Raw genomic sequence first — 4,706 nt, 5'->3', positions numbered from 1 at the left:
CACGCGCGCGCCGCTGCGCCGCAGCGCCATGCCCGGCGCCACATGCCCCAGCACGGTCAGGGACAGCACAAGCGGGCCGGAGGTGGAGGTCGTGTCGCCGCCCAGCAGGGTAATGCCGAACTGCTGCTGATCGTGGGCCAGACCGGCGGCAAAATCCGCGAACCATGCTTCCCCGCGCGCCGGGGGCATGGAAACCGTGAGCAGATAGCCAAGCGGGGTGGCGTCCATCGCCGCGAGATCCGACAGGTTGCAGCGCAGCAGTTTGCGGCCCACGGTTTCCGCCGGGTCATCGGGCAGGAAATGCACGCCTTCCACCATGGCGTCCGCCGCCACCACGATCTGCTGCCCGGCAGGGGGCGTGAACACGGCGGCGTCATCGCGCAGGTCAAGCGCGCCCTCCCCCGCGAGGGGACGGAAAACACGGGCGATGAACCCGAATTCGGCAGGCAGGCCAGTATCCGGCGGGTTTTCCTGCGCCATGGCCGCCATTCCCTCGTGCCGGTGTTACAGTGTCGTGCTGTCAGGCGCGTCGGTCACGACCGGCGCGGCTTCCTCCGGCGCGGACGCGACAGCGGCAGGGGCCGGTTCCTTCAGGCGGCGTGACAGGCGTCCAGCACCCCGTTGAGCATGCGCGGCTCGTCACCGGCCAGGAAGCCGTGGGCAATATCCATGTATTCATTGATGACGACACGCGCGGGCACCGGATCGGCGCTGCCGGTCATTTCACCACCCGCCGCGTGCATGATGGCGCGCAGCACCGGGTCCAGGCGGGCCAGCGGCCAGGATGCGGGCAGGATTTCATGCAGCAGGGCGTCAATGCGGTCCTGCCGGGCCATGGCCCCGCGCACCACCATGGCGAACAGCCGCGCATCGGCATCGGGCACCTGCCCCTCGGCATAGTCGCACCGGGACGAAGCCGACGTGCCCAGCCGGTGACGGGTGAACTGGTTGATCACGTGATCGGGGTTTTCACTGCTCTGTTCGATCTGGAACAGGGCCTGCACCGCCGCAACGCGCGATGCGGTACGGGAACGGACCCTAGGCTGCCGGTCACCGTCTGTCTGTGTCATGGCGCGTTACTCCTGCTGTGACATTACCGCGAAATCAGGGCTTCATCGCCTCTTTGCGCGACGGGGTCCAGTTCAATCTTTATTTTTTGACCCGGAGGGCGAAAAGCCTTCCCCCCCGTCACCCGAGACGGAGGCCGATATCGTATCCAGAATATCCGCGAAATCCTTGGTCTCGCGAAAATCCCAGTGCACGGAGGCGAAGCGGATATAGGCCACGGAATCTATCTCGCGCAGCGTTTCCATGACCAGCCGCCCGATATCGCGTGAGGGACATCCGTCTCCCCCGTCGCCTCAAGGTGGCGGACCAGACCGTTGACGATCCGCTCGATCCGTTCCGCGTCAACCGGGCGCTTGCGCAGCGCGATACGCACTGAACGCGCCAGCTTGTCACGTTCGAACGGCACGCGGCGGCCATCGGCCTTGATCACCACCAGGTCACGCAACTGCACACGTTCGATGGTGGTGAACCGCTGCCCGCAGGATGCACAGATGCGGCGGCGGCGGATGGCCGCGCCGTCCTCATGCGGGCGGCTGTCCTTTACCTGTGTTTCCTCATGTCCACAAAACGGGCAACGCATGCAAAACCGGCTCCTGATTACCAAAAAAAAAGACCATGCCGCGAATGGGCCGGGTCAGACGCCCACTTCCGCCAGCACGTCCAGAACAGCCGCGCCATAGCGTGTCAGCTTGGAACCACCGACCCCACGGATCATGCCCAGCTCATCAAGCGTGGTCGGCCGCTCCAGCGCGATGTCATGCAGCACGGCGTCATGAAAAATGACATAGGGCGGGATTTCCTGCTCACGCGCCTCCCCCAGCCGCCATTTCCGCAGGGCTTCGTACCGCGTGGCCGCCTGTGGCGTCAGATCGGTCATCTGCGGGCGCGCGCCACCACCCGTGCCGCGCCCAGCGGCGCGCAGATCCTCGGTCGCGTCCTCACGCAGCATGATCTGCTCCTCCCCCCGCAAGATGGGGCGCGCGCGCGCTTCCTCAAGGGCAAGGGAATTATATTCCCCCGTCACCTTTATGGCGCCACGCGCGATCAACTGCCGGATCACGCCACGCCAGAACGGTTCGGACCGGTCGTTGCCAATGCCGAACACGGTCAGTTTCTCATGCCCGTGGCGCGCGATCATATCCGATGTCTTGCCCCGCAGCACGCCCGCCACATGAACCGCGCCAAAACGCTGCCCGGTCCGGTAAATGGCGGAAAGGACCTTCTGCGCCGCCACCGTGCCGTCAAAGGTGGCCACGGGGTTGCGGCAGTTGTCACAATGGCCGCAGGGCGTGGCCAGTTCCTCGCCAAAACAGGCCAGCAGCGCCTGCGTGCGGCAGCCTGTCGTCTCGGTCAGGGCGATCATGCTTCCAGCCGCGCGCTCATGATCCGCTTCTGCGCCTGTGGCGCGTTGGACTGTTCCAGCCAGTAACGCGCGCGCGCCATGTCATCGCCGCCGTACAGCAGGACGGTCTCGGCCTGTTCGCCATCACGCCCGGCGCGACCGATCTGCTGGTAATACCCTTCGGGCGAAGACGGCATGTCCAGATGCACCACCGCGCGCACATCGGGCCGGTCGATGCCCATGCCAAAGGCGATGGTGGCCACGATCACCACTGCCTCACCGGAACGGAAACGCATGAGGGCGGCGCGCTTTTCCACCGGCGACAGCCCGGCATGAAACGGCAGCGCCACATATCCCTTGCCCGCCAGTGAGCGCGCGATCCGCTCGGTCTTGCTGCGGCTACCGCAGTACACGATGGACGCCGCCCCCCGGTGCCGGTCCAGTATGGCGGTAAGCTGCCGCATTTCGGACGTTTTGGGCCGCACGGCGATATCAAGGTTGGGCCGGTGGAAACTGGCCTTGAGCACCGTGCGTCGGGCATGGCCAGCGCATCAAGGATGTCGCTGCGCGTGCGGGCATCGGCCGTGGCGGTCAGGGCGATACGCGGCACATCGGGAAAATGCTGCGGCAGGGCCGCGAGTTCCCGGTATTCGGGCCGGAATTCATGCCCCCACGCGGAAATGCAGTGGGCCTCGTCAATCGCGATGACGGAAAGTTCCAGCCGCCCGAGGCGTTCGAGCATGCCGGGAAAGAGCAGGCGCTCGGGCGAGACGTAAAGAATATCAAGCCGCCCCGCCACAAGATCGGCGCGGACACGGGCGGCGTCCTCGGCTTCCAGTTCGGAATGCAGCGCGCCCGCATTGACGCCAAGCTGCCGCAGGGCCGCCACCTGATCGTCCATGAGGGCGATCAGCGGGGAGATGACCAGACCCGTGCCGGGCCGGGCAAGCGCGGGCACCTGATAGCACACGCTCTTGCCGCCGCCGGTGGGCATGAGCACGAGACAGTCCCGGCCCGCCATGACCTCATCCACGGCCTGCTGCTGCAGGCCGCGAAAGTCGGGAAAGCCGAAGACCTCGGCCAGAACGTCACGCGGGTTGCGTGACTGACCGCCCTGCCCGGTCATGTTCGAAAAGCCTGGGTCTGTAATCAGTTTCCGCCAACCACGATTTCGACACGGCGGGAGGCGAGCGCACCGTCTTCATTATTGACCGGCCCGCGCGGCTGCTGGCGGATGCGGGCCGCGTCCACGCCATCAACGGCAAGCTGGCGCGCCACGATCTTGGCGCGGTCGATGGCCAGGAGTTCATCAGCCGACAGGTCGTGACTGGCCGCCGCGTAGCTTCCACCCGCACCGAGGCATGATGCGCCACCGCGCGCTGGGCCGCCTGCGAGATCACGGTCTGGGCCGGTGCGTCAATCTGCACGGAGTTCTGGGTAAAGAACACGATGTACTTGCCCGGATGGCCACCAGCACACCCTGTCAGCAGACCGAGACCAAGAAAAAGAGACAGGCGACGCATGATGGACTTACTCCCGATTCAGCTATTCAAGACGGATCGCCATAAGCCTGCTGGTTGTCCGATCCGGTTTTTCCGCTACTTCGTGCCCTGTGGGGCGCAGCACGTCAATCCTTTCGGCGGGCATGACCGCCTTCGTGCTGACGCACCTCAACCGTTTTACCATCCACGACCCGCCAGACCCGGTCGAGTTTTTCCACGCCGGTCAGCCTGTGGGCGATCAGGATGACGGTACGCCCCCGTGTCACTTCGTTCAGGGTCTGGAGAAACTCCTGCTCGGTCCGGGCGTCAAGCCCGGTGGCCGGTTCGTCCAGTATCAGGATCGGCGCGCGCGACAGCAGCACCCGCGCCAGCGCCAGACGCCGCCCCTGCCCGCCGGACAGGCTAGCCCCCCCTTCACCCAGCCAGCTATCCAGCCCTTCGGGCAGGTCACGCACCACATCGGCCACACAGGCCTGTTCCAACGCGGTCCATAATTCATCCTCGGTCGCATCGGGGCGGCCAAGCAGCAGGTTGGCACGAATCGTATCCGCGAACAGGTGGGTCGCCTGTGACAGCCATGCGATCCGCCCGCGCAACGCATCATCGCGGATCGTGGCGATGTCCTGCCCCCCCAGTTCGATCCGCCCGGATTGCGGGGCCACCACCTTCAGCAGCAGCGCCGCCAGCGTGGACTTGCCCGCCCCCGACGGCCCCAGCAGCGCGATACGCTGCCCCGCCGGTATGGTCAGGTCCAGATCATCCAGCACAGGCGCGCGCCCTGCGTCCCACCGGAA

2 protein-coding genes and 4 pseudogenes are annotated in these 4,706 nt (G+C 65.9%); all 6 read right to left on the bottom strand.

The window, feature by feature from the left end:
* On the bottom strand, positions 1–480 hold a 480-nt coding region (locus JCM25156_RS09565; RefSeq protein WP_025812893.1), incomplete at its 3' end, for a thiamine-phosphate kinase.
* Positions 481–504: 24 nt separating this feature from the next.
* Positions 505–1,070: pseudogene (gene nusB / locus JCM25156_RS23150) on the bottom strand (transcription antitermination factor NusB).
* Positions 1,071–1,142: 72 nt separating this feature from the next.
* Positions 1,143–1,648, bottom strand: a pseudogene (gene nrdR, locus JCM25156_RS23145) (transcriptional regulator NrdR).
* Positions 1,649–1,702: 54 nt separating this feature from the next.
* Positions 1,703–3,536 (bottom strand): annotated as a pseudogene (recQ, locus tag JCM25156_RS23140) (DNA helicase RecQ).
* 23 nt (positions 3,537–3,559) lie between these two features.
* Positions 3,560–3,933 (bottom strand): annotated as a pseudogene (locus tag JCM25156_RS23135) (OmpA family protein).
* A 104-nt stretch (positions 3,934–4,037) separates the two neighbouring features.
* On the bottom strand, positions 4,038–4,706 hold a 669-nt coding region (locus JCM25156_RS09540), incomplete at its 5' end, for an amino acid ABC transporter ATP-binding/permease protein (RefSeq protein ID WP_025812891.1).

Source organism: Komagataeibacter kakiaceti JCM 25156, assembly GCF_000613305.1.
Note: the sequence above shows the minus strand (reverse complement) of the source record. Positions and strands in the feature narration are given on the sequence as shown.